Raw genomic sequence first — 21,569 nt, forward strand, 5'->3', positions numbered from 1 at the left:
CCGCATGACCCCGCTGGTCGTCTCGCTGTGGCTGCTCAACGTCACCCTGGACACCGTCGGCCAGCTCGCCTTCAAGGCGGCGGCGGGCGATCCCCGGGCCGGCGACGGCGTAGCACGCTGGAAATACATGCTAGCGCGGCCGTGGATCTGGGTCGGTGTGGCCTCCTACGTCGCCGAGTTCCTGGTGTGGATCGCCTTCCTCTCGCTGGTGGACCTGTCCGAGGGCGTGCTGCTGGGCTCGATCAATATCGTGGTCATCATGATCGCCGGCCGCCTGCTGTTCAAAGAGAAGTTGACGCCGCTGCGCGTGACCGGCATCGCGCTGGTGACCGCCGGGGTGGCCCTCGTCGGCCTGGCCGGTGGAGGCTGAACCGATGAGCCGCGCCCGCTTCTACGCCATCGGATTCACCGTGCTGGTGCTGTTCGACACCCTGGTGCAGCTCAGCTTCAAGTACGCCGGCAACCACGCCTTCCCGCCCGAGGCGAACTGGGCGTGGATCGTGCGCGTGTTCGGCCATCCGTGGATCTACGTCGCGGTGATCGGCTACGTAGGCAACTTCTTCACCTGGATGACCCTGCTCAAGCATGCGCCGATCGGTCCCGCCTTCGCGGTGACCCACCTGGAAGTAGTGAGCGTGATGCTGTTCTCCGTGTGGCTGTTCGGCGAGCCGCTGACCTGGCCGCGCGTGCTCGGCGCCACCGTGATCGTGGCCGGCATCGTCTGCCTGGCCTTCGCCGAGAGCGATGCGCATCCGGAACACGACGCGCCCACCGAGGCCAAGGGCGCCCTGGGCGTGGCCGCGGGCGACTGACGAGGCCGCCCGATGCGTGAGCTGCCACCGACCGCCGGCCTGCCGCTCCACCTGGGCGACCTGCGGCCCGGCCGGGCATCGTTCGCCGAACGCATGGCCGAGTGGCTGGGCGTGGCGCAACTGCAACTGGAATGCTCGGGCACCGCCGCGATGGTGGTAGCGCTGCATGCCATGCACCGGCTGCGCCCCCGCCGCGACGAGGTGGTGGTACCCGCCTGGACCTGCCCGCTGGTGGCGCTGGCGATCCACCGCGCGGGACTCAAGCCGGTGCTGTGCGACCTGGCGCCGAACCATTTCGACATGGACCCTGGACAGCTCGACAGCCTGTGCGGCGGACGCACGCTGGCGATCGTGCCCACGCACTTGGCCGGCCGCGTGGCCGACGTGGATGCGGCGCTCGCCGCCGCGCAACGGGCGGGCGCCTACGTACTGGAGGATGCCGCCCAGGCGCTGGGCGCCGAACAGGATGGACACAGCGTGGGTCTGCGCGGCGATGCGGGCTTCTTCAGCCTGGCCGTCGGCAAGGGGCTCACCCTGTTCGAGGGCGGCCTGCTGCTGGCGCGCGACGCGGCGCTGCGCGAAGCCTTCGCCGCCAGCCACGAGGCGCTTGTCCGCCGCGATGCGCGCATGGACTGGCAGCGTGCCCTGGAACTGGCCGGCTACGCCCTCGCCTATCGTCCCTCGCTGCTACCGCTGGTGTATGGCCGACCGCTGCGCAAGGCGCTGGCCGCCGGCGACCCGGTCGCCGCGGTCGGCGACGATTTCGGCCCGGACATCCCGCTGCATACGGTGAGCGGCTGGCGGCAAGCGGTAGGCGCCCGCGCGCTGCCGCGCCTGCGCCCCTTCCTCGACGCCACGCGGACGCAGGCATGGCATCGCGTCGCGCGGCTGCGCGAGCTACCCGGCGTCACCGTGTTCGACGATGCGCCGGACCAGCGCGGCACCTGGCCCTTCCTGCTGCTGACCCTGCCGGATGCGGATGCGCGCGATCGCGCGATGAGCGTGCTATGGACGGCCGGGCTGGGCGTCAGCCGGCTATTCATCCATGCCCTGCCCGACTACACCTACCTGCGTGGCATCGTGCCCGACACGCCCTTGCCTCGCGCCCGCGACTTCGCCGGGCGCTCCCTCACCATCACCAACAGCCCGTGGCTGGGCGATGCCGCGTTCGAGTCGATCCACCGCGTGCTGCGCCAATCCCTGTTGTAGGAGCGCACCCAGTGCGCGACCGCCATGCGCCACCGGTGCAGCCATGCGGGATGGTCGCGCACTGGGTGCGCTCCTACAGAACCACGCGGGTCAACGGCTGCTTGCGGCGATGGCGGCCAGCAGGCGGGTATTGAGCGCGCGCTGCTGCGCCTGCCAGGCCTCCAGTTCGGCCTGCGGCACCGGCGCCTGGCCGTCCATGCCACTGAGCAGGCGTTTCCACCAGGTGCGGTAGTGGTAGGCGGAGATCTCGCCATTGATGTCGCTGGCCACGATATGGCCGTGCAGCGCCTCGATGATGGCCATGGCATGGCGTTCCTCCAGCCGGCCCTGGTCCCAGTTGGTACGCGCCGTATCGACGCTGAAGGCGTCCTTGTCGATCGACAGGTAGGTGGCCTGCGGTGCCTGGCCCAGCCAGTCCACGAAGGCGCGGGCAAGCGCATCCGGATCGTCGAAGCGATGGAACGCGCCGGCCAGCCCCAGGCGCGCCGCCCAGGCCACGTCCACGTCCATGCACCAGTAGCTGAGCTTGCCCGCGCGCAGCGGGCGCAGGTAGTTCTCCCATGCGTGCTTCGCGCCGATGTCGCCGGAGGTGATGCCCACCACGTGCACGTGGGTGACGTACGGCAACAGGGCCACCCGGCGCACCCACGAGCCGCAGTGGACGCCCCAGGGAAAGCGCATGTTGTCGGGATGGTTGTCGAACACCACCAGTTGGAATGGCCCGCGCGCGCGCTGGCGCTCCACCAGCGGCCAGGTGAGATGGTGGTAGTCGCCCGACCCCATCAGCACCGTGCCGTACTCGTCCGGCAGGCGCGCATCGAGATACCCGCTCAGGCGGCGAAAGGTGCGCAGGCTGCAGCCGAAGCGGATCGCCTCCTGCCAATCCGCCAAGGCCAGCGTGGTCGCGCCCGGCAGGTCGCCGACCGAGCCGTCGAAATCCAGGACGAGCGGTTCACGCCGGTTCATGCGCGCCCCATTGGCTGTCGCTCTCGAAGAAGCGCGCCAGCCGCCGCGCCAGCAGGCGCAACAGCGGATTGCGCAGGTACACCGCGTGCCGGGTCAGGGTGAAGCGCGCGCCGAGGTACGACTTGATCTCCGGATCGGTCCAGCCCGCCACGTAGTAGCCCAGGCCCTGCTCGCGGGCAAACGCCAGGTTGTGGAACCAACTGGTGAAATACAGGTTCTGCTCGCGCGCCTGCGGATAGGCGAAACCCACGTACTTGTCGATCAGCTTGCCGTCCACCACGAAGCACAGGTTCCAGCCGATCATCGCGCCCTGGCGGCGATAGACGAACACCACGCCGCCGTTCGCCGCGTCGCGCAGCACGGCGGCGAAGAAGCCGCGGCTGAGCTTGTCGAAGTGGATCTCGCTCTGCGCGTAGACGTTCTCGTAGAGCGCATAGAAGGCATCGATCGTCGTCTCGTCGGCGAACGCCGGATCGCCGCAGCGCAGCATGTCCACCACCACCTCGCCGCGCTTGCGCAGCTTGCGGCGGATGTCCTTGCGGCGCCCGGCGGACAGCCGCGACAGGTACTCGTCCTCGCTGGCGAAATCGATCGGCACATAAGCCAGTGCCTGCCCTTCCAGCAACACGAAGCCCTGCGCCGCGCAGGCCTCGGCGAAGCGCCGGCACCAGTCGCCGGCGGCGGCGTCGAACAGCGGCGAGGCCTGCGGGATGTCCTTGACGATGGTGAGCCGCTGGCGCCGGCCCAACTGGCGGCGCAACGCCTCGGCCAGCGCCGCGGGTTGGGCGTCGCGCGGGAACAGCGCGTATTCGGACACGGTGGTCCCCACAAACGCGGTGCGCCAGCGCAGCAGGCGTCCCCACCAGCGGTAGCCCGGGGCATGCACGAGCCGCTCCCGCACCGACGCATCGGCCGTGGTGAGCAGGTCGAATGGCGCCACGAAGGCTGGCGTGTCCGCCGCCTCCACCACGCTGAAACCGATCGGGGGATGCTCCGCGAACCGGGCGATCAGCGCATCCGGCTCGAGCTGGTTCAGGTACCGCACAAGGCAAGTCCACAAGGCACAAGCGCATAGGATACGTCCCCGCATAGCAGCCTGGCACGGCCGGCGATGGCGATAAGCCAGGCGAAAGGCGACAGAGGCAGGATAAACGTACCGTTCCGTACACCATCCGTTCTGGACTTTGCCTCGGCGCTTCCGTCAGGCTTGACGGATGGCATCGCACCGATGCCGCGCCGGCCGGCGCCACGGAACCCAGGAAAGCGACCATGAGCACCGTTCAACAGGAAACCTTCGACATCATCGCCAAGCAGGCCAAGATCGAGCTGGACACGATCACGCCGGAATCCACCCTGAAGGACCTGGGCATCGCCTCTCTGGACGCCATCGAGGTGATCTTCGACCTCGAGGAACACTTCGACATCAACCTGCCCAACGAGGATACCGACATGGAGAACGGCACCGTCGGCCTGCTCGTGGAAGCCATCGAGCGCCAGCTCGCGCAGAAGAACGCCCAAGGCTAAGCACCCCGACATGCGCCGTATCGTCATTACCGGCATGGGCGGCATCTGCGCGCTCGGCCACGATGTACCCACCATCTGGAAGGGCATGACCGAGGGCCGCTCCGGCATCGGCCCGATCAGCCGCATCGAGCCCGGCCAGTTGCGCGGCGGTGGCATCGCGGCCGAAATCAAGGATTTCGACCCCACCGTGCATTTCGACGAATCGCGCCTGGCGCTGCTCGACCCGATCAGCCAGTACGCGCTGGTGGCGGCGCGCGAGGCGATCGCGCAATCGGGCCTGCGCTTCGATGGCGAGCGCGCCGCGCGCACGGCGGTGGTGGTAGGCGTGGGCGTGGCCGGCGAGGAAACCCGCGAGGGCCTGTACCGCAAGCTCTATGCGGAGAAGGTCGGCCGTTTCCACCCGCTGGGCATCGTGCGCATCATGACCAACGCGCCGGCCAGCCAGATCAGCATGGTGCACGGCATCACCGGTCCGACCTTCGCCGTGGCCAGCGCGTGCGCCTCGTCCAACCACGCCATCTCGCAGGCGGCACTGATGATCCGCGCCGGCATGGTCGACGCGGCCGTGGTCGGCGGCGCCGAAGCCTGCATCACGCTGGGCCTGATGCGCGCCTGGGAAGCCATGCGCGTGCTGGCGCCGGATACCTGCCGCCCGTTCAGCAGCGGTCGCCGCGGCTTGGTGCTGGGCGAAGGCGCCGGCATGCTGGTGCTGGAGACGCTGGCATCGGCCCAGGCGCGTGGCGCGGAGATCCTCTGCGAACTGGCCGGCGTGGGCATGAGCGCCGACGCCGGCGACATCGCCGCGCCCTCGGATGGCGGCGCCGCCGCAGCGATGGGCATGGCGCTACGCGATGCCGGACTGGCGCCGGAGGAGATCGGCTACATCAACGCCCATGGCACCGGCACGGTGGCCAACGACAGCACGGAAACGCGTGCCATCCACCAGGTGTTCGGCACGCACGCACGGCAGCTGGCGATTTCCTCCACCAAGCCCATGCACGGCCACGTGCTCGGCGGCGGCGGCGCGCTGGAACTGCTGGCCGCGATCGGCACAATCCGCCACGGCGTGGTGCCGCCCACGCTGAACTACCTCGGCCCCGATCCTGCCTGCGATCTGGACTACGTGCCGAACGAGGCGCGCGAGACGAAGGTGGACGCGGCACTGAGCAACTCCTTCGCCTTCGGCGGCCTCAACGCCGTGGTGGCCATCCGCCGCGCGCCATGACGCCCTCTCCGGAGAGGGGAAGGCAGCGCGGCGATCAGGCCCCGACCCGCCGCCGCACCGCCTCCATGTCGCGCACCGGCCTTACCTCGATCCGCCCGGTGCGCGACCACGGGAACGACTGGGCGATGGCCACGGCCTCATCCATGTCCGCCGCCTCGATCAGGTTGAAGCCGCCGAGGTATTCCTTGGCCTCGGCGAACGGCCCGTCGATCACGCTCATCTTGCCGTCGCGCACGCGCACGGACTTCGATTGCGCCGGCGATTCCAGTTGCATGGAATCGAGCAGGCATCCCTCGGCGCGCAATTCATCCGCATGGACCAGGCAGCCGCGCATCATATGGTCGAACTCGCCCTCGGGCAGGGCCTCCAGCAGGCTGTCGTCGTTGTAGATCATCACCAGGAACTTCATGCTGCCTCCCTCGGCGGGGCCATTGCGGCCGCATCCGCCATGATGCCGGCAACGTGTTGCCCTTGCACGTTCAGCCAGCTTGCACGATGCGGCGCCAAGCGCCGTGCCGCTCGCCCGGGCATGGCCGGCACGCGACGGGCGCCCGTTCACGATCCGTTGACGATGGCCGCTTTCCCCCCCGCGACGCTCCACGGGCAAGGACTTACACTGCCGGCATGCTGAAGATCGATACGCACGCCCATATCCTTCCGCGCGACTGGCCGAACCTGGCCGCCAAGTACGGCGACGAACGCTTCCCGGTGATGATCCACAACGACGGGCGGCACCGCATCTACAAGGACGGCAAGTTCTTCCGTGAAGTGTGGGACTCGGCCTTCGATCCCCGGCAGCGCATCGAGGACTACGCCCGCTTCGGCGTGGACGTGCAGGTGGTGTCCACCGTGCCGGTGCTGTTCTCCTACTGGGCGCCGGGCTACCAGGCACTGGAACTGCACCGGCATCTCAACGACAGCATGGCCGCGCTGTGCGAGGCGCACCCGCGTCACTACGCGGGCATCGGCACCGTGCCGCTGCAATCGCCGGACCTGGCCATCCGCGAACTGGAACGCTGCATCGACGAACTGGGCCTGCAGGGCGTGCAGGTCGGCTCGCACTGCAACGACTGGAATCTGGACGCGCCGGAGCTGTTCCCGTTCTTCGAGGCCGCCGCCGACCTCGGCGCGGCCGTGATGGTGCATCCCTGGGACATGATGGGCGCCGCCAGCATGCCCAAGTACTGGCTGCCGTGGCTGGTGGGCATGCCGGCCGAACAGTCGCGCGCCGGCTGCTGCCTAGTGTTCGGCGGCGTGCTGGAACGCCTGCCGCACCTGCGCGTGATGCTGGCCCACGGCGGCGGCAGCTTCCCCTGGAGCATCGGCCGCATCGAGCATGGCTTCCGCATGCGCCCGGACCTGGTGGCCACCGACAACCCGCGCAACCCGCGCGAGTACCTGAAGCGCCTGTACTTCGACTCCTGCGTGCACGATCCGCACGCCCTGCGCTATCTGCTGGATGTGACCGGGATCGAGCGCGTGATGCTGGGGACCGATTATCCTTTCCCGCTGGGGGAACAGCATCCGGGTAGCGGCATCGAGGCCTTGGGCCTGGATGACGACACCCGTGCGCGGCTCTTCCACGGCACGGCCCTGGAATGGCTGGGGCTGCCGCGCTACCGGTTCGAACCATCCACCCTTCCACAGGAACAGGCATGAGCTTCTTGCGCAACTTGGTTTTCGCCGCCAGCGGCCTGGTGCTGGCTGGCGCCGTGCACGCCTCCGACATCAGCATGGCCGGCGGCAGCGTCAACTTCAGCACGCCCGACCAATGGGTGGGCATCATGGAGACCCAGGGCGATCCGGAAGTGCGCGTGTTCCAGGTGCCCGATCCCTCGCCCACCGCCAGCAGCAGCCTGGCGCGCATCTCGGTGACGGTGAAGCAGGTGGGCGACCTCGCCGCGTTCCAGGCCTATGTCAGCGGCGCCATGAGCAAGGCCAGGTCGCTTACCGGCTACCAGCCGGGTGCCAGCCAGGGCGCCGACAACTTCGTGTATACCGCGCAGGAGAACGGCGCCCGGTACGACTACAGCGAACGCTACTGGTTCAAGGACAACCACGCCATCCAGTTGCGCTGCGTGCGTCCGTCGCAAAGCCAGGCCGGCACCAGTTGGAAGGCCGCGTTCGACAAGGGCTGCGATGCCATCGCCGCGCGCCTGAAGTAAGCTGGCGTTTTTTCGCCGCGCCATCCGGGCGCGGCGCGCCGCCCGGAATCGCCGATGTCCGCAGCCTACGAAGCCACTTCCGCCTGGGCGCAAGCCCAGGACGATGCCGACGCCCTGCGCGGCTTTCGCGACCAGTTCCTGATCCCTCCGCACGAAGGCCGCGACAGCCACTACTTCTGCGGCAACTCGCTGGGCCTGCAGCCGCGCGCGGTGCGCCCTGCGCTGAGCGCGGAACTGGACTACTGGAGCGAGCTGGGCGTGGAAGGCCATTTCAAGGGCCGCCTGCCGTGGATGGACTACCACGAGTTCGTGCGCGACGACCTCGCCACCGTGGTGGGCGCGCAGCCGCACGAAGTGGTGGCGATGAACACGCTGGGCGTGAACCTGCACCTGATGATGGTGAGCTTCTACCGCCCCACCCCGGAACGCCACGCGATCCTGATCGAGGCTGGCTCGTTCCCCACCGACCGCTACGCGGTGGAATCGCAGATCCGCTTTCATGGCTACGATCCCGCCACGGCGCTGGTCGAGCTGGAAGGCGACGAGGCCAACGGCACGCTCTCGCTGGCGGCGATCGAGCGCGCGCTGGCCGAGCACGGTTCGCGCATCGCCCTGGTGATGCTGCCCGGCATCCAGTACCGCACCGGCCAGGCCTTCGACCTGACCGCCATCGTGCGCCTGGCCAACCGCCACGGCTGCATGGTGGGCTTCGACCTCGCCCACGCGGTGGGCAACCTGCCCCTGCGGTTGCACGACAGCGGCGCGGACTTCGCCATCTGGTGCAGCTACAAGTACCTCAATGGCGGCCCGGGCGCGGTGGGCGGCGCCTTCGTGCACGACCGCCACGCACGCACCACGCTGCCGCGCTTCGCCGGCTGGTGGGGCCACGACAAGACCACGCGCTTCCAGATGGGAGCCGAGTTCGTGCCCACCTATGGCGCGGACGGCTGGCAGCTCAGCAACCCGCCGATCCTCGCGCTGGCGCCGTTGCGCGTGTCGCTGGAGATCTTCCGGCGCGCCGGGATGGACCGGCTGCGCGCGAAATCGCTGCGCCTCACCGGCTACCTGGAATGGCTGGTGCAGGCCCGCTTGCACGACGTGCTGGAAACGGTCACGCCGCGCGATCCCGAGCGCCGCGGCGCGCAGCTGTCCATCCGCGTACTCGGCGGCCGCGAGCGCGGCCGTGCCTTGTTCGAGTACCTGATGGCGCACGGCATCATCGGCGACTGGCGCGAGCCCGACGTCATCCGCATCTCGCCGACCCCGCTGTACAACCGCTACGCCGACTGCCTGGCATTCGCCGAGGCCGTGCGGCACTGGGCCGGGCGCGGCTGACCGGTCAGCCGGCGCCACGGCGCCTTGCCCACAGGTCGCCGGCGAAGGCCAGCGTACACAGGCCCAGGCACAACACGCATACCCCGGTCCAGCCGGCGGCGGCCCAGGCGCCACCCGTCGCCACCGCACCCATGCCGCCACCGATGAAGAACACGCCGACGAACAGCCCGTTGAGCCGGCTGCGGGCCGCCGGATCGAGCATGTTGACCGCGCGCCGCCCCAGCGTCTGGTCGCCGATGGCACCCGCGTCGATCACGATGGCCGCCACCACCAGCATGCCCAGCGCGGCATATGGATGGCGCGCGATGTCCACGCCCAGCCAGCCCGCGCCGGCCACGCCCGCCAGCACCACACCCAGGCTCATGACGACATGCGCCACCGGCATGCCCACGGTACCGTAGCCCCGGTCGCCCGCCTTGCCGGCCAGCGGCGCCACGATGGTGCCAGCCACGCCCGCCAGCGCGAACCAGGCCAGGCCACGGCTGTCCAGCGCGAACGGCGCCTGCACCAGGCGCAGGGCGATGCCGGTCCAGAACGCGCTGAAGGCGGCCATCATGATCGCGGCCGAGATGGCATGGCGGCGCAGCACGATTTCATCGCGCCACAGCACCGCCAGCGAGGCGATCAGGGCGCGATACGGGACATGGGCCAGCGGATGGCGCGTGGGCAGGGCCAGCCAGAGCGCCGCGGCCAGCACGGCATCGGCAACGCCCAGCACGCCGTAGCAGGCGCGCCATCCCCACGCCCCTTCCACCAGGCTCGCGAACGGCCGGGACAGCAGGATGCCGAGCATCACGCCGCTCATCACATTGCCCACCGCGCTGCCGCGGTGCTCGGGCCGGGCCATCGCCGCCGCCAGCGGCACCAGGACCTGGATCGCGCACGAGGTGGTACCCGCGAGGCAGACGGCCAGCAACAGCCACCAGGCCCGTGGCGCCACGGCCGCCATGCCGAGCGCCAGCGCGCAGAGGGCCAGCGTGGCCACGGTCAGCCGGCGGTTCTCGAACAGGTCGGCCAGCGGTACCAGGAACAGCATGCCCAGCGCATAACCCAACTGCGGCAGCATCGCCACCAGCCCCGCCAGGGCGGGAGGCATGTGCAGGGCGCGAGCCACCGGTCCGGCCAGCGGCTGCGCCGCGGTGAGGTTGACGATGATGACGCCCACGGCGAAGGCGAACAGCCACGTGAGCGGCGTGGTCAATGCCGCTTGCGTCTCCTGCGGAACGACGGCGATGCGGCGGTGGGAGAAATACTGCATGTCCTCGGGACCTTGCCAAGGGAGAAGCCTGGGATGCTAAATAGGCCCACACCATGATCCAAGTGAATAATATTCATAGTCATCATGCGTGATACGCATGACACTGGAGGCAGGGCCCAGCCATGAACACGCGGGACGTCAAAGCCTTCATCGCCGTGGTGGATACCGGCTCCATCGTGCAGGCCGCCGCGCAGTTGCATCTCACCCAGCCGGGCGTGACGCGGCGCGTGCAGAGCCTGGAATCGCTGCTGGGTGTGGAACTGCTGGACCGCCAGTCCAAGCCGCTGCGCCCCACGGCGGCGGGACGCGAGATCTACCAGAAGGGCCGGCAGCTGCTGCATGCCGAGGCCGACCTGCTGGCGCTCGCGCGGGCCGATGCGGAACCCACCGGCGAACTGCGCCTGGGCATGCCGCCGTTCCTGGCCGAGCGCGCGCTGACCGCGCCCGTCGACCAGTTGCGCTCGCGCTTTCCCAGCCTGTCCTTGCGCATCCACGCGGGCTGGTCGCCCGGCTTGATCGAGCAGGTCGAACAGGGACAGCTCGATACCTCCGCGGTGGTGCTCCCGGAACACATGCCGCCGCCGGCGGGCATGATCGCCCACACCTTCGATCGCCAGCCGGTACGCGTGGTGGCGGCGCCCTCGCTGGGCCTGCGCGGGCGCGTGACATTGAAGGACCTTGCCGGCCTGCCCTGGGTACTCAGCCAGAACGGCTGCGGCATGCGCGCCACCCTGCGCCGGGCGCTGGAGGAACGCGGCCTGCCCTGCGAGGTGGGCGTCGAGGCCTTCGGCGCCGACCTGCAGCTATCCCTGGTGGCGCGCGGCGCCGGTGTCGGCCTGGTCACGCCCGACCTGCTCGCCGGCAGCGCCCACCGGCATCGGCTGAAGGTGCTGACCGTAAGCGATTTCCACCTGGACGTCATCGCCTGGCTTGTCCATCGCGCCCTGCCGCCCCGGCTGGAAGCGCCCGTCGCCCTGTTGCTGGAACAACTCAGGCTCGTGATGTCGCAGCGTCCGCGCTCACGCCGCGTTGGATAGGACGGCAGCAAGGCGGCCCGCTTCAGCGGACACGGCTTTCCGGATGGCGTACCTGCCCTTCGCCACGTACCACAAAGCGTTCCACTGTCAACGACTCCGCCCCCATGGGACCGTAGGCGTGCAGGCGCGTGGTGGAGATGCCGATCTCCGCGCCCAGGCCCAGCTCGCCACCATCCGAAAAGCGCGAGGAGGCATTCACCATCACCACCGCCGAGCGCAGTGCCTGTATGAAGCGCCGTGCCGCGTGCTCGTCGCGGGTGGCAATGACCTCGGTGTGGTCCGAGCCGTAGCGGCGGATGTGCGCGATGGCGCCATCGAGATCGTCCACCACGCGGATCGCCAGGATCAGGTCGAGGAATTCGGCGGCATAGTCGTCCTCGCCGGCTGGCGACGCCTCCGGCACCAGCGCCCGCGTCGCCTCGTCGCCGCGCAGTTCCACGCCGCGTCCACGCAGGACCTGTGCCACCAGCGGCAGGAACAAGGGGGCGATATCGCGATGCACCAGCAAGGTCTCCAGCGCATTGCACACGCCGGGGCGCGAGGTCTTGCCATCCACCAGCAGGTCCAGCGCCAGCGCGAGATCGACATCGCGGTCCACATAGAGATGGCATACGCCCTTGTAGTGCTTGATGACCGGCACGCGCGCGTGCTCGGCCACGAAGCGGATCAGGCCCTCGCCACCGCGCGGAATGGCCAGGTCCACGATATCGGCGAGCTGCAGCAACTCCACCATCGCCTCGCGCCGCAGGTCCGCCAGCAGGGTGACGGCGGCGGCGGGCAGGCCATGGGCCGGCAGGGCCTCGTGCAATGCCGACGCGATGGCGGCGTTGGAATGGATGGCCTCCGAGCCGCCCCGCAGGATCACCGCGTTGCCGGCCATCAGGCACAGCCCGGCGGCGTCGGCGGTCACGTTCGGGCGCGCCTCGTAGATCATCGCCACCACGCCGAGCGGAATGCGCACGCGTTCGATGGCGATGCCGTTGGGCCGCGTCTCGCGGCGCGTGACCACACCCACCGGATCGGGCAGCGCGGACACCTCGCGCAACGCCCGCGCGATCGCCGCGACGCGCGCCTCGTCCAGCCGCAGGCGATCAAGCATGGCGCCCTGCACGCCCTTGGCTGAGGCCTGTTCCCTGTCCTTCGCGTTGGCGTCGAGGATATCTCCCGCACGCCGTTCGACCGCGGCGGCCATGTCGCGCAGCAGTTCCCGCTTGGCGCCGGTATCCAGCGCGGCGATCAGCGGCGCCGCGTCGCGGCAGGCCAGGGCCAGCGTACGGATATCGCTCATGGACTCGCCTCCCCCGCCGTTTCGATCTCACCCATCGACACCATGTCGTCGCGATGCACGACCTCGGCGCCATGGCTGTAGCCCAGGACGTGCCCGATGTCGCGGCTATGGCGGCCGGCCAGGCGACCCACCTCGCCCGCCCCGTACTGGCTGATGCCACGCGCGACCACCCGGCCGTCCGTGCCGGCGATCTCCACCAGGTCGCCGCGGTGGAACTCGCCCCGCGCCGCCACGACGCCGCCGGGCAACAGCGAAGCGCGACCGCCCGCCAGCGCCCGCGCGGCACCCTCGTCGACCTGGATGCCGCCGCTGGCGGCCGGCGCGTGGCGCAGCCAGTACTTGCGCGCCTGCATGCGGCTTCGCGCAGCCTCGACCAACGTGCCGTGCAAGCGCCCCTGGCCCAGCGCCGACACGGTGGCCGCATCGCGGCCGCTGAACAGCGCGGTCGGAATGCCCGCCGCCGCGGCTTTTCCCGCGGCTTCCAGCTTGGTGCGCATGCCGCCCGTGCCCACCGCGCTGCCGCTGCCGCCTGCCATGGCCAGCACCTCCGGCGTCAGGACCGGCACGCGCGGCAACGGCACCGCCTGCGGATCGCTGCGCGGGTCGGCGCTGTACAGCGCATCGATATCGGAGGCGATCAGCAGCAGGTCCGCATCGACCAGGGCCGCGACGATGGCCGCCAAGTTGTCGTTGTCGCCCAGCTTCAACTCGTCCACGGCCACCGTGTCGTTCTCGTTCACCACCGGCAGCACGTCCAGCGCCAGCAGCTCGCGCAGGGTCGCGCGCGCGTTGAGGTAGCGGCGACGGTTGCGCAGGTCGTCATGGGTCAGCAGCACCTGGGCCACCGGCCGGGCGCTCAAGGATTGCCACAACGCGATCATCGGTGCCTGGCCCAGTGCGGCCAGGGCCTGCCGGGCAGCCAGGTCGCCGCCGGAAGGGGCATGCGCGCGCAGCTGCGCCCGGCCCGCCGCCACCGCGCCGGAGGACACCAGCACCACCTGCCTTCCCGCCGAGCGGCTAGCCGCCATGAAGGCCACCAGTGCTTCGGCGTGGCGGGTGGTCAGCCCGCCGCCGTCGGCGGCCAGCAGGTTGCTGCCCACCTTCAGCACCGCACGGCGCCAGGCCGGCAAGGCCTGCTCGGGCAGGCCCGCGTTCATGCGGGCGCCCCGATGCGGTCGCCGTGGCTGCGCGGCGAGGACACCACCAGCATGCGCACCTCGGCCACGCTGTCGTTGCATGCCTGGTGGGCCTGGCCGGGCGGCACGTGCAGCCCTTGTCCCGCCCGCAGCCGGTGCACGTCGCCTTCCAGTTCCAGCGTCAGCTCGCCCTGCAGCACGTAGAAGAACTGACGCGACCGCGCATGCCGGTGGCGCACCTCGCGGGTGCCGCCCGGCATGCGTTCCTCGATCACGCTGAGGTCGTCGCCAGCCAGCAGGTGCCAGCCGTCGCAGCCCTGGCCCCAGCGGTAGTGTTCGGCATTCCCCGTGCTGACGGTTTCCATGCCCCTGGCCCGTTCAGCCGTCCAGACGGCCGAGCCTGGCACGCAATTCGTCCAGGCGCAGGTCGCTGCCCGCGCCGGGCGAGACCCGCGCCGCCAGGCTGCCCTCGGGCGTGCGGCCCTCGCCCGCCGAGGCGGCCGCGTCGGCGGCGGCCCGGTAGGCGTCGCGGAACGGCACGCCGGCCGCCGCCTGCTCGATCGCCACGTCGGTGGCGTACATCGCCGGCTCGATCGCCGCGCGCATGGCCGGCTCGTTCCATGCCAGCCGCGCCAGCAGGTCGGGTACCAGTTCCAGCGCGGCCAGGCCGTGCCGGCAACCATGGAACAGCGAGCCCTTGGAGAACTGCAGGTCGCGCTGGTAACCCGAAGGCAGCGACAGCAGTTGCTCGATCTCGGTGCGCGCCGCCGCCACGCTGGCATAGCTGGCGCGCAGCAGTTCCACCACGTCCGGATTGCGCTTGTTGGGCATGATCGAGCTGCCGGTGGTGTATTCGGACGGCAGCTTGACGAAATCGAACTCGGCGGTGGTGAACAGCGAGAGGTCCCAGGCCAGGCGGCGCACGTCCAGCAGCGCGCCGGCGATGGCCTCCAGCACTGCCATCTCGAACTTGCCGCGCGAGAGCTGCGCGTAGATCGGCGACACCTGCATGCGCGCGAAGCCAAGCGCCTGCGTGGTGTGCTCGCGGTCCAGCCTGAGGTTGACGCCGTAGCCGGCGGCGGTGCCGAGCGGGTTGGCATCGATCAGCGCCGCGGTCTGCCGGGCGCGCAGCGCGTTGTCGATGAATCCCTCGGCGAAGCCGGCGAACCACATCGTGGTGGAGGACACCACCGCGCGCTGCAGGTGCGTATAACCCGGCAACGGGATGGCCGGCTGCGCGGCGCGCTCCAGGCACACCTGGGCGATGGCGCGGCAGTGCTGCTCCAGCGCGGCGAGCTGCTCCTTCAGCCACAGGCGGGTGGCGACCAGGATCTGGTCGTTGCGGCTGCGCCCGGTATGCACGCGGCGGCCCGCGTCGCCCAGCCGCTCGGTCAGGCGCGCCTCGATGGCCGAGTGGCCGTCCTCGTAGCGCTCGTCGAGCACGAAGCGGCCCATGCGGAAATCCTCCGCCAGCACGTCCAGCTCGCGCTTGAGTGCCGCGGCTTCGTCGGCGCTGACCACGCCGATATTGGCCAGCCCTTCCACGTGCGCCTTGCTGGCGGTGATGTCGTGCAGGAAGAACTCGCGATCCAGCAGCACGTCGTCGCCGGCGAGGAACCGCATGATGCGGGCGTCGATCTTGATGTTGGATTTTTGCCAGAGGGGTTGGGTCATGGAAAGTGTTCCGCAAACGTTGGGTAGTACGACTCTCTTGCCCGTCATTCCGGCGCACCCCACAAAAGTGGGCAAGGACCGGAATGACGGTCAGGCAACCGGAATCGCCGTGTATTCGTCCACGCCGATCGCCCGGTTGATGTTCTGCATGGCCTGCGTGGCGGCGCCCTTGAGCAGGTTGTCCAGCGTCGCCACCACCACCACGCGCTTGCCGTCGTTGGAGACGGCGAAGCCGCCCACGTCCACGTGGTGCTGGTGCGCGATCCGGCTGACCCAGGGCGCCTCGTCCACCACGTGCACCAGCTTCTCGCCATCGTAGGCGCCATGGAAGCGGTTGACGATGTCCTCGCGCTTCGCCTGGCGCGCGAGGTAGAGATTGGTGGTGACGGTGAGGCCGCGGAAATGCGGCGCCACGTGCGGCATGAACTCCACCGGCAGGCCGAGGTGGCGGCTCGCCTCCTTCTCGTGCGTGTGCCCGGTGAGCGAGTACGGCATCAGGTTGTCGCGCAGCTTCTCCGGATCGTTGCGGTCCGACGGCGTGGTGCCGGCGCCGGAATAGCCCGAGACGCCGAAGCTCACCGGCGGCGCGGCCAGCAAATCCTTCAGCGGCGCGATGGAAAGCTGGATCGCGGTGGCGTAGCAGCCGGGATTGCTGATGCGCTTCTCGCCGCGCCAACGCTCGCGGGTGAGTTCCGGCAGGCCGTAGTACCAGCGCTCGTCGAAGCGGTAGTCCGCCGACAGGTCGACGATGATCGTGTCGGGCCTGGCCTTGTCGATGGCCTCCACATAGGGCGCGGCCTTGCCGTTGGGCAGGGCCAGCACCACCACGTCGGCGCCCTGCGCCGCCACCGCCTCGGGATCGAGGCTGGCATAGCGCAGTTCGCCCTGGTAGCCCGGCACGTGGTCGGCCACGCGTTGGCCGTCCAGCTCGCGCGAGGAAACGAAGGCCAGCTCAAGGTTGGGATGGGCGGCCACCAGGCGGATCAGTTCGGCGCCGGTATGGCCGCGCGCGCCGACGATGCCGATGCGATAGGTCGTGCTCATGTCATCAGTCCACCAGGGTCGGCTGCCGCTGTGCGCAATGCGCGACGCAGCGGGCGATCGTGTCGAAATCGTCGATGCCGTACCAGAACACTTTCCAGCGTGGCTGCTTCATGCAGCCATCCGATTCGGCATAGTAGAAATGGTTGACGGTGTTACCGTGGCGCGAACGCCAGAACAGCCTGGGGTTCTCCTCGCGCATCACCTGCCACACGGCGCGGCCCAGGCCCTCGCCCTGCGCGTCGTCCAGCACGGCGAACTTGTCCAGGTACGGCAGGCCGTCCTCCATGGTCAGGATCATCGCCGTGCGGTAGTTCTCGCTGACGTAGATGCGGAACGGCCGGGTGCGCTCGAAGTAGTCGGGCACCAGCCCACGGCCGAAGCTGGATTCGATCAGCGTACGCATGCGTTCCAGGTCGATGCCTTCCCACGACTCGAAGCGCCGCACCTTCTCGCCACGGCGCACCAGCGTGCCCGAGCCCTTGTGGGTGAACAGTTCCTTGGCCAGCTCCGACGGCTTGGTGATGGACACCGAGGAAGTCAACGGCAGGTCGTTGAGCAGGTCGGCGATCTGCTCGATCTTCAGGCGCATGCCGCCGTTGATCCACGGCTGTGCCATAAGGTGGTCGAACTCGGTGCTGAGGTTGATCGAGTCGATGATCTTGCCCTGGTCGTCCAGCAGCCCGCCGGTGCCGGTAAGGAACACGATCTTGTATGGCTGCAGCACGCGCACCAGTTCGTTAGCGGCGAAGTCGGCGTTGACGTTGAGGATCTGGCCCTCTTCCGTCTCGCCCAGGCTCGCGATCACCGGGATAGAGCCAGCGCGCAGGCTGGCCTCGATCGGCGCAAGGTTGATGCGGCTGACCTTGCCGACCAGGCCATAAACGTCACGGTCGAGGTATTCGGCGGTGAACACGCCGGACGGCACCGAGGTCGCGCGCGTGTCCATCGACTGCAACGCCTCGACCAGGCGCAGGTTCTGTTCCTGGAACACCTTGCGCACGATGGCCAGCGCCTTGGGCGTGGTCACGCGCAGGCCGTTGACGGTCTGCTTCTCGATACCGGCGGCGGACAATTCCTCGTCAAGCTGCGGCCCCGCGCCATGCAGCACGATCGGGGTAAGGCCCACCTGCTGCAGGAAGGTGAGCGAGGAGGTCAGTGCCGGCAGGTCGTCGCGCAGCACGGCGCCGCCGACCTTCACCACGGCGAAGCGCTTGGCGTCCAGCTGCGAGAAACGCTTGAGGTATTGCTGGATCTCCTTCGCGCTGCCCATGCTCGAAAGCAGGCGCACGATGGTTTTCCGGGTGTGCTTGTGGGCTTCCATCATTGTCCTTTGCGCTCATCCATGAGCGCGGAATCAGAAAGTGGCCGTCCCTGGACACACTTTTCATCGATGATGCGATGAATGGTTTCGGCGTAATGCTGCAATTGTTCGAGGGCGACCCACTCGTCGGCGGAATGCGCCTGGGCGATGTCGCCCGGGCCGTAGACGAAGCTGATGTAGCCGGCGGCGGAGAACAGCGCCGCCTCGGTCCAGAAGTTCACCGCATTGCCGATGGGGATGTTCAGCTCGTCGGCGAAGTCGCGGGCGGCCAGGCGACGCGCTTCCGCCGTGGCCGTATCACCAGCCGGCAGCGGATCGCCGCGGAACAGTTCGGTGTATTCCACCGGCTGCGGTTCCACCAGGGTGCGGAAGGTTTCCAGCAATGCGTCCGGATGCATGGTCGGCAGGGGTCGGAAGCCGAAACGCACGTCCGCCGTGGGCGCGATCATATTGGCCTTGATACCGCCATCCACGCGGCCGATGTTGAAGCGCAGGCCGGTGAGGCCGCCGAAGCGCTCGTGCGACTGCTTCTCGACGAAATCCAGCGCGGCGCCACCCCAGCGGACCGCCTGGTGCACGGCGCTGTCGCTGGGCTTCTGCTCGCCGGAGGCATGGCCAGCGCTGCCCTTGAAGCGCATCTGCACCGAATGGATGCCGCGATGCGCCAGCACCGCCTCGCCCTTGGTGGGCTCCGCCACGATCACCGCGTCATAGACTGGCTTGTCCTTGAGGAATCCCGCGATGCAGCGCGGATCGTTGGCCTCCTCGTCGGTGGATAGCAGCAGGGCCATGTCGCCACGGGCGGCATTGGCCACCGCCACCAGCGCGGCGGCGGCGCCCTTGATGTCGCAAGCGCCCAGGCCGATCGCCCGGTCCTCCGTCACCCGCAGCACGTGCGGGTCGGCGGTCCAATGCGGCGAGTCGGGCACGGTGTCCAGGTGCACGTTGAACAGCACCCTCGGTTGGCCGCGCACGGCGTGCAGGGTGACGGCGCCCGCGCCGTAATCGGTCACGGTGATGTCGAAACCCGGCAGGTGCTCCCGCAGGTAGTCGAAGATGCCGCCGGTGCCGATCTCGCGCGGCGGATTGCGCGTGTCATAGCTGACCAGCGCCCGAAGATGTCGGAGCGTATCGTCCAGTAGTGCGCTCATGCGATCCCAAGTGGTGGTGGTGTTTGCCAAGCATGCCCATGGGCCGCCACGCCGTCGAATGCCGGCGCGGCGGCCACGGAGGTCAACCGCGGTTGACCTCGGCCCACAGGGTACTGCTCATGCCGAACAACTTGATGAAACCCTCGGCTTCCTCCACGCCCCAATCGGCCGACTGGGCATAGGTTGCGCCTTTCGCATTGAGGATATGTGGCGAACGCACTTCCACCGCGGTCACCTGGGCGCCCGAAGTCTCCAGTACCACTTCGCCATTGACGCAACGCTGGCTGGACGCGAGATAGGCTTCCAGGTCGGTCTTGATCGGATCGTGGAAGAAGCCCTCGTACACCACTTCCACCCATTTGCGCGCCACGTCCGGCTTGAAGCGGTTCTGCTGCTTGGTCAGCACTGCCTCTTCCAGCGCGCGATGGGCGGTAAGCAACGAAATCAGCCCTGGTGCTTCGTACACGATGCGCCCCTTCAGGCCGATGGTGGTGTCGCCGGTGTACATGCCGCGGCCCACGCCGTAAGGCGCGAACAGTTCGTTGAGCCTAGCCAGCAGCTTGGCGCCCGGCAGTTTTTCGCCATTGAGCGACACCGCCTCGCCCTGCTCGAAACCAAGGGTGACCGACAGCTTTTCCGCGGGCCATTCAGCGCGCGGCTTGCACCAGCCACGCGCACCGTCGCCCGGGGTCTTCCAATGATCGATCTCGCCGCCGGACAGCGTCACGCCCAGCAGGTTCTCATTGATGGTGTAGCTCTTCTGCTTGGCGCGTACGTCGAAGCCACGCTCTTCCAGGTAGGCCTGCTCATAGGCACGGGTCTGGGTGTGCTCCTTCTGGATCTCGCGGATCGGCGCCACGATCTCGTAGTCGCCCAGCGCCTTCACCGCCAGATCGAAACGCACCTGGTCGTTGCCCATGCCGGTGCAGCCATGCGCGATGGCCTTGGTACCCAGCTCTTTGGCGCGCGCGATGGCGGCGTCCACGATCAGGTAGCGGTCGGACACCAGCAGCGGATACTGGCCCTGGTAGGCCTCGCCGGCCTGCACGAACGGCTTGACGAAGCCCTCCCAAATGGCCGGGCCGCCGTCCACGGTGACGTGGCTGGCCACGCCCAGCTCCTTGGCGCGCTGCTCGATGTAGGCGCGCTCCTCGGCATCCACGCCGCCGGTGTCGGCGAACACGGTATGCACGGCCCAGCCGCGCTCCTTGAGATAGGGCACGCAGAAGCTGGTGTCGAGGCCGCCGGAGAAGGCGAGAACGATGTCTTTGCTCATGGTTTGCGGATCCTGCTGTATGGAAGGCTAAACGGAAAAGGGGGTCAGGCGGATTCAACGATGATGCGCGGTTCGCAGCGCACCGGGAAATTCACGGAATTGGCGATGAAACAGGCATGGTGCGCCGGCCCGTGCGCGGCCTCGGCCCTGGCCGGGTCGCTGCCGGCGGCGATGGTCACCTGCGGGCGCAGCACCACCTCGGTGAAGCGGCCGCCATGCGCGTCGGTTTCCATGCAGCCCTCGGCGGCATCGGTATAAGCGGTCACCACCACACCGGCCAGCACCGCCTGGTGCAGGTAGGACAGCATGTGACAGGTGGACAGCGCGGTCACCAGCATGTCCTCCGGATGGTGCTTGCCGGCATCACCGCGGAACAGGGGATCGGCCGAACCGGCCAGCACTGGTTTGCCCGCGATGCGGATCTCATGGTCGCGGCCATAGGCCTGGTAGGTCGAGGTGCCGCTGCCCCGGTTGCCGGTCCAGGTCACCTCGACCCGGTATGCGTGCCGATGGGTCTTGCTCATGGCCTGCCCTCTTCCCGTTGCGACATGAGATCGGCCAGCGCGGCGTCGCCGTGGCCGACGCGCTCGCGCAGCCCCTGCACGACGCCGGCGCGATTGGCCGCCGGATGGTTCTGGCTCAGCTTGAACTTGCCCTCGATGCGGTCGATGGCGATCTCCACGCCCACGATCGCGCGCAGCAGCTTCCGCACGTGGTCCGGCGACGCGTCGGACACCCGCCAGGGCATGGGCTGGCCGGCCTCGTGGCGATCGGTCAGGCGCTCCAGCAGACCGCGCAGCCAGTCCGCATCGTCGACCACCCGCAGGCGGCCATGCACGTGCACCACCGCGTAGTTCCAGGTCGGCACCTCGCGGCCGTTCGCATGCTTGCTCGGATACCAGCTGGGACTCACGTAGCCGTCCGGGCCACGGAAGATCGCCAGCACCTCGGCGCCATCCAGCGTCGCCAGTTCGTTGCCGCGCGCCACGTGGCCATGCAGCCGCGTCCGCTCCGCCAGCTCCAGCGGCAGGTGGTTGGCAGCCAGGTCGCCGCCATCCCCCGTGACGATGGTGGCGAACGGATACGCGCGCATCAGCGCATGCAGCGCCTCGATGCGGCATTCCTGGAAGGCCGAGGGCAGGTACATC

General features: G+C 69.0%; 23 protein-coding genes. 9 read left to right on the forward strand and 14 right to left on the reverse strand.

Going from position 1 to position 21,569, the window contains the following annotated elements:
• The first annotated feature begins 4 nt into the window (after positions 1–4).
• From MJ605_RS10705 to MJ605_RS10715, 3 genes are read left to right on the forward strand one after another with little or no spacing between them, the layout of a single operon-like run.
• Complete coding sequence (locus tag MJ605_RS10705; RefSeq protein ID WP_243041506.1) at positions 5–370, forward strand: EamA family transporter; 366 nt, start codon at positions 5–7, stop codon at positions 368–370.
• A 4-nt stretch (positions 371–374) separates the two neighbouring features.
• On the forward strand, positions 375–812 hold the full coding sequence (locus MJ605_RS10710) for a DMT family transporter (RefSeq protein ID WP_243041507.1): 438 nt from the start codon (positions 375–377) through the stop codon (positions 810–812).
• A gap of 12 nt (positions 813–824) precedes the next feature.
• On the forward strand, positions 825–2,021 hold the full coding sequence (locus MJ605_RS10715; protein ID WP_243041508.1) for a DegT/DnrJ/EryC1/StrS family aminotransferase: 1,197 nt from the start codon (positions 825–827) through the stop codon (positions 2,019–2,021).
• 90 nt (positions 2,022–2,111) lie between these two features.
• On the opposite strand, the gene MJ605_RS10720 is transcribed toward MJ605_RS10715, so the two are convergent.
• On the reverse strand, positions 2,112–2,987 hold the full coding sequence (locus MJ605_RS10720; RefSeq protein ID WP_243041509.1) for an arginase family protein: 876 nt from the start codon (positions 2,985–2,987) through the stop codon (positions 2,112–2,114).
• A complete protein-coding gene (locus MJ605_RS10725) occupies positions 2,974–4,032 on the reverse strand; it encodes a peptidogalycan biosysnthesis protein (protein ID WP_243041510.1) in 1,059 nt (352 codons plus the stop codon). The genes MJ605_RS10720 and MJ605_RS10725 overlap by 14 nt, the downstream gene beginning before the upstream one ends.
• Before the next feature lie 224 nt (positions 4,033–4,256).
• On the opposite strand from MJ605_RS10725, the gene MJ605_RS10730 reads away from it, so the two are divergent.
• Together MJ605_RS10730 and MJ605_RS10735 are read left to right on the forward strand one after the other, a co-directional pair.
• Entirely contained in the window at positions 4,257–4,511 is a 255-nt protein-coding gene (locus tag MJ605_RS10730; RefSeq protein ID WP_243041511.1) for a phosphopantetheine-binding protein, read from the forward strand.
• Between the two features lie 10 nt (positions 4,512–4,521).
• Positions 4,522–5,736, forward strand: a complete 1,215-nt coding sequence (locus MJ605_RS10735) for a beta-ketoacyl-[acyl-carrier-protein] synthase family protein (protein WP_243041512.1) — start codon at positions 4,522–4,524, stop codon at positions 5,734–5,736.
• A 34-nt stretch (positions 5,737–5,770) separates the two neighbouring features.
• On the opposite strand, the gene MJ605_RS10740 is transcribed toward MJ605_RS10735, so the two are convergent.
• On the reverse strand, positions 5,771–6,145 hold the full coding sequence (locus MJ605_RS10740) for a YciI family protein (RefSeq protein ID WP_243041513.1): 375 nt from the start codon (positions 6,143–6,145) through the stop codon (positions 5,771–5,773).
• 215 nt (positions 6,146–6,360) lie between these two features.
• On the opposite strand from MJ605_RS10740, the gene MJ605_RS10745 reads away from it, so the two are divergent.
• From MJ605_RS10745 to kynU, 3 genes are read left to right on the forward strand one after another with little or no spacing between them, the layout of a single operon-like run.
• On the forward strand, positions 6,361–7,395 hold the full coding sequence (locus MJ605_RS10745) for an amidohydrolase family protein (RefSeq protein WP_243041514.1): 1,035 nt from the start codon (positions 6,361–6,363) through the stop codon (positions 7,393–7,395).
• Complete coding sequence (locus MJ605_RS10750) at positions 7,392–7,901, forward strand: hypothetical protein (RefSeq protein WP_243041515.1); 510 nt, start codon at positions 7,392–7,394, stop codon at positions 7,899–7,901. The genes MJ605_RS10745 and MJ605_RS10750 overlap by 4 nt, the downstream gene beginning before the upstream one ends.
• Positions 7,902–7,955: 54 nt before the next feature.
• A complete protein-coding gene (gene kynU / locus MJ605_RS10755; RefSeq protein ID WP_243041516.1) occupies positions 7,956–9,236 on the forward strand; it encodes a kynureninase in 1,281 nt (426 codons plus the stop codon).
• Positions 9,237–9,240: 4 nt separating this feature from the next.
• Here the strand turns inward: kynU and MJ605_RS10760 are convergent, their stop codons facing one another.
• Entirely contained in the window at positions 9,241–10,494 is a 1,254-nt protein-coding gene (locus tag MJ605_RS10760) for an MFS transporter (protein WP_243041517.1), read from the reverse strand.
• Between the two features lie 122 nt (positions 10,495–10,616).
• On the opposite strand from MJ605_RS10760, the gene MJ605_RS10765 reads away from it, so the two are divergent.
• Positions 10,617–11,531, forward strand: a complete 915-nt coding sequence (locus tag MJ605_RS10765; RefSeq protein WP_243041518.1) for a LysR family transcriptional regulator — start codon at positions 10,617–10,619, stop codon at positions 11,529–11,531.
• Between the two features lie 22 nt (positions 11,532–11,553).
• Here the strand turns inward: MJ605_RS10765 and MJ605_RS10770 are convergent, their stop codons facing one another.
• The 10 genes from MJ605_RS10770 to MJ605_RS10815 form a co-directional block, all read right to left on the reverse strand.
• On the reverse strand, positions 11,554–12,819 hold the full coding sequence (locus MJ605_RS10770) for a glutamate-5-semialdehyde dehydrogenase (RefSeq protein ID WP_243041519.1): 1,266 nt from the start codon (positions 12,817–12,819) through the stop codon (positions 11,554–11,556).
• Positions 12,816–13,976 (reverse strand): glutamate 5-kinase, encoded by a 1,161-nt coding sequence (gene proB / locus MJ605_RS10775; RefSeq protein ID WP_243041520.1) that lies wholly within the window; start codon positions 13,974–13,976, stop codon positions 12,816–12,818. Before proB ends, MJ605_RS10770 begins: the two co-directional genes overlap by 4 nt.
• The gene (locus MJ605_RS10780) at positions 13,973–14,320 is read right to left on the reverse strand and encodes a cupin domain-containing protein (protein WP_243041521.1); all 348 of its coding nucleotides are present in this window, start codon (positions 14,318–14,320) and stop codon (positions 13,973–13,975) included. The genes proB and MJ605_RS10780 overlap by 4 nt, the downstream gene beginning before the upstream one ends.
• Positions 14,321–14,333: 13 nt before the next feature.
• Entirely contained in the window at positions 14,334–15,629 is a 1,296-nt protein-coding gene (locus tag MJ605_RS10785; protein WP_243041522.1) for an argininosuccinate lyase, read from the reverse strand.
• Between the two features lie 90 nt (positions 15,630–15,719).
• Positions 15,720–16,673 (reverse strand): N-acetyl-gamma-glutamyl-phosphate reductase, encoded by a 954-nt coding sequence (gene argC, locus MJ605_RS10790; RefSeq protein ID WP_243041523.1) that lies wholly within the window; start codon positions 16,671–16,673, stop codon positions 15,720–15,722.
• 4 nt (positions 16,674–16,677) lie between these two features.
• Positions 16,678–17,994 carry an acetylglutamate kinase gene (locus MJ605_RS10795; RefSeq protein WP_243041708.1) on the reverse strand — a complete coding sequence of 439 codons (1,317 nt, stop codon included), beginning with the start codon at positions 17,992–17,994 and terminating at the stop codon, positions 16,678–16,680.
• Positions 17,994–19,145 (reverse strand): acetylornithine deacetylase, encoded by a 1,152-nt coding sequence (locus MJ605_RS10800; RefSeq protein ID WP_243041524.1) that lies wholly within the window; start codon positions 19,143–19,145, stop codon positions 17,994–17,996. The genes MJ605_RS10795 and MJ605_RS10800 overlap by 1 nt, the downstream gene beginning before the upstream one ends.
• Positions 19,146–19,227: 82 nt before the next feature.
• Positions 19,228–20,421 (reverse strand): argininosuccinate synthase, encoded by a 1,194-nt coding sequence (locus MJ605_RS10805; RefSeq protein ID WP_243041525.1) that lies wholly within the window; start codon positions 20,419–20,421, stop codon positions 19,228–19,230.
• 44 nt (positions 20,422–20,465) lie between these two features.
• Positions 20,466–20,945 carry an OsmC family protein gene (locus tag MJ605_RS10810; protein ID WP_243041526.1) on the reverse strand — a complete coding sequence of 160 codons (480 nt, stop codon included), beginning with the start codon at positions 20,943–20,945 and terminating at the stop codon, positions 20,466–20,468.
• A complete protein-coding gene (locus tag MJ605_RS10815; RefSeq protein ID WP_243041527.1) occupies positions 20,942–21,568 on the reverse strand; it encodes an FMN-binding negative transcriptional regulator in 627 nt (208 codons plus the stop codon). Before MJ605_RS10815 ends, MJ605_RS10810 begins: the two co-directional genes overlap by 4 nt.
• Between the last annotated feature and the right edge of the window lies 1 nt (position 21,569).

The organism is Dyella sedimenti, assembly GCF_022760995.1.
GTDB classification, from domain to species: Bacteria; Pseudomonadota; Gammaproteobacteria; order Xanthomonadales; family Rhodanobacteraceae; genus Dyella; species Dyella sedimenti.

What these genes read in the sequence shown, in the direction of transcription:
- MJ605_RS10705 (WP_243041506.1), top strand. Translation starts at nt 5, where the DNA reads ATGACCCCGCTGGTCGTCTCGCTGTGGCTGCTCAACGTCACCCTGGAC.
- MJ605_RS10710 (WP_243041507.1), top strand. Translation starts at nt 375, where the DNA reads ATGAGCCGCGCCCGCTTCTACGCCATCGGATTCACCGTGCTGGTGCTG.
- MJ605_RS10715 (WP_243041508.1), top strand. Translation starts at nt 825, where the DNA reads ATGCGTGAGCTGCCACCGACCGCCGGCCTGCCGCTCCACCTGGGCGAC.
- MJ605_RS10720 (WP_243041509.1), bottom strand. Translation starts at nt 2,987, where the DNA reads ATGAACCGGCGTGAACCGCTCGTCCTGGATTTCGACGGCTCGGTCGGC.
- MJ605_RS10730 (WP_243041511.1), top strand. Translation starts at nt 4,257, where the DNA reads ATGAGCACCGTTCAACAGGAAACCTTCGACATCATCGCCAAGCAGGCC.
- MJ605_RS10735 (WP_243041512.1), top strand. Translation starts at nt 4,522, where the DNA reads ATGCGCCGTATCGTCATTACCGGCATGGGCGGCATCTGCGCGCTCGGC.
- MJ605_RS10740 (WP_243041513.1), bottom strand. Translation starts at nt 6,145, where the DNA reads ATGAAGTTCCTGGTGATGATCTACAACGACGACAGCCTGCTGGAGGCC.
- MJ605_RS10745 (WP_243041514.1), top strand. Translation starts at nt 6,361, where the DNA reads ATGCTGAAGATCGATACGCACGCCCATATCCTTCCGCGCGACTGGCCG.
- MJ605_RS10750 (WP_243041515.1), top strand. Translation starts at nt 7,392, where the DNA reads ATGAGCTTCTTGCGCAACTTGGTTTTCGCCGCCAGCGGCCTGGTGCTG.
- kynU (WP_243041516.1), top strand. Translation starts at nt 7,956, where the DNA reads ATGTCCGCAGCCTACGAAGCCACTTCCGCCTGGGCGCAAGCCCAGGAC.
- MJ605_RS10760 (WP_243041517.1), bottom strand. Translation starts at nt 10,494, where the DNA reads ATGCAGTATTTCTCCCACCGCCGCATCGCCGTCGTTCCGCAGGAGACG.
- MJ605_RS10765 (WP_243041518.1), top strand. Translation starts at nt 10,617, where the DNA reads ATGAACACGCGGGACGTCAAAGCCTTCATCGCCGTGGTGGATACCGGC.
- MJ605_RS10770 (WP_243041519.1), bottom strand. Translation starts at nt 12,819, where the DNA reads ATGAGCGATATCCGTACGCTGGCCCTGGCCTGCCGCGACGCGGCGCCG.
- proB (WP_243041520.1), bottom strand. Translation starts at nt 13,976, where the DNA reads ATGAACGCGGGCCTGCCCGAGCAGGCCTTGCCGGCCTGGCGCCGTGCG.
- MJ605_RS10780 (WP_243041521.1), bottom strand. Translation starts at nt 14,320, where the DNA reads ATGGAAACCGTCAGCACGGGGAATGCCGAACACTACCGCTGGGGCCAG.
- MJ605_RS10785 (WP_243041522.1), bottom strand. Translation starts at nt 15,629, where the DNA reads ATGACCCAACCCCTCTGGCAAAAATCCAACATCAAGATCGACGCCCGC.
- argC (WP_243041523.1), bottom strand. Translation starts at nt 16,673, where the DNA reads ATGAGCACGACCTATCGCATCGGCATCGTCGGCGCGCGCGGCCATACC.
- MJ605_RS10795 (WP_243041708.1), bottom strand. Translation starts at nt 17,994, where the DNA reads ATGGAAGCCCACAAGCACACCCGGAAAACCATCGTGCGCCTGCTTTCG.
- MJ605_RS10800 (WP_243041524.1), bottom strand. Translation starts at nt 19,145, where the DNA reads ATGAGCGCACTACTGGACGATACGCTCCGACATCTTCGGGCGCTGGTC.
- MJ605_RS10805 (WP_243041525.1), bottom strand. Translation starts at nt 20,421, where the DNA reads ATGAGCAAAGACATCGTTCTCGCCTTCTCCGGCGGCCTCGACACCAGC.
- MJ605_RS10810 (WP_243041526.1), bottom strand. Translation starts at nt 20,945, where the DNA reads ATGAGCAAGACCCATCGGCACGCATACCGGGTCGAGGTGACCTGGACC.
- MJ605_RS10815 (WP_243041527.1), bottom strand. Translation starts at nt 21,568, where the DNA reads ATGTACCTGCCCTCGGCCTTCCAGGAATGCCGCATCGAGGCGCTGCAT.